Here is a 776-nt window from a genome sequence, read left to right on the forward strand (position 1 = left end):
GATCCGGGCTGCGTCCAGCCGCTCTATCACCTGCGCCGCCGTGAGCTGGCCAAACACCTCCAGGATCAGCGCCTTCAGTTCGGCGCGGTGTTCGTTGCGCCGGGCGCTGCTGTCGAAACGGGCGTCCAGCGCCAGCGCCGGCTGCCGCAATACCAGTTCGCAGAACAGCTTCCACTCGCGCTCGTTCTGCAACCCCAGCATCACGGTGCCGCCGTCCCCGGCCAGGAAGGGCCCGTAGGGGTAAATGGTGGCGTGGGACGCCGCGCTGCGCGGTGGTGGCGGCGCGCCGTCGTAGGCGTAGTACATCGGAAAGCCCATCCACTCGCCCAGCGATTCGAGCATGGACACATCGACGCGCGAGCCCTTGCCCGTCTTGTCGCGCTGCATCAGCGCAGCCAGCACGCCGGTGTAGGCGTACATGCCGGCCGCGATGTCGGCGATCGAATTGCCCGACTTGCAGGGCTCCTCGGGCGTGCCCGTCACCGACAGGTAGCCCGCCTCGCTCTGGATCAGCAGGTCGTACGCCTTCTTGTCGCGGTACGGCCCGTCGCNCGCGCTGCATCAGCGCAGCCAGCACGCCGGTGTAGGCGTACATGCCGGCCGCGATGTCGGCGATCGAATTGCCCGACTTGCAGGGCTCCTCGGGCGTGCCCGTCACCGACAGGTAGCCCGCCTCGCTCTGGATCAGCAGGTCGTACGCCTTCTTGTCGCGGTACGGCCCGTCGCTGCCGTAGCCCGAGATGTCGCACACGACCAGGCGTGGGTTGTGCGCGCTC

Annotated in this window: 1 pseudogene; it reads right to left on the reverse strand. The window is 68.4% G+C overall.

Annotation, left to right across the window (positions count from 1 at the left end):
* Positions 1–537: pseudogene (locus tag QZH66_RS17445) on the reverse strand (CaiB/BaiF CoA-transferase family protein); the annotation flags it as partial.
* Between the last annotated feature and the right edge of the window lie 239 nt (positions 538–776).

The organism is Stenotrophomonas sp. YIM B06876 (assembly GCF_030711595.1).
GTDB lineage: Bacteria > Pseudomonadota > Gammaproteobacteria > Xanthomonadales > Xanthomonadaceae > Stenotrophomonas.